The sequence below is a fragment of the Aphanothece microscopica RSMan92 genome (assembly GCF_046613545.2).
Taxonomy (GTDB): Bacteria; Cyanobacteriota; Cyanobacteriia; order PCC-6307; family Cyanobiaceae; genus NIES-981.
In genome coordinates, this window is the sequence record NZ_JBKKKY020000414.1 from 1 (window position 1) to 526 (window position 526).

Genomic DNA, 526 nt, shown 5'->3' on the forward strand with positions numbered 1-526 from the left:
AGCCGCCAGATCGTGGAGGGTCTGCGCGGCCGGATCAGCGCGGAGAACAAGCGCGATGCCGCCGGCACCATCACCGGCGCCCGCTTCATCGTCCGGCTGCCGGCGGGTTAGAGCGTTTTCAAGCCTTGCGGCTTTGCAAGGCGACTCGGAAAATGCGTGAAAACAGGAAGCTAGAGCCGCTTCACCGTCTTCGCTTCCGGTGAAACGGCTTTAGCCCGGCGGAAGATCCGGGCGGTCGCCCAGGCGGGCGAAGGTCAGTTCGTGCTTGTTGTGCGCGCCATGGAACAGCACCCCGCCCGGGATGGCGGCGAAGGCTTCCGCCGTCGCGTGGTCCGTCTCGCCCTGGAATTTCAGGGTGCAGACGATGTTGCGCGCCGCCCCGGCCTCGATCCAGCGTCGCACCAGGCCCAGCAGCCGCGCCGGGTAGCAGATGACGTCGCTGAACAGCCAATCCACCGGCGGCTCCGCCCGCGGGTCCAGCCCGAAGGCGCTTTCCGTCCGCACCGTCACGCCAGGCATGGCCAGC

The 526-nt window shown here is 68.1% G+C and carries 1 protein-coding gene; it reads right to left on the bottom strand.

What is annotated here, in order from left to right:
- Positions 1-210: 210 nt before the first annotated feature.
- Positions 211-526: hypothetical protein (locus tag ACLD7X_RS18300; protein WP_411425113.1), on the bottom strand; the 316-nt coding region annotated here is incomplete at its 5' end.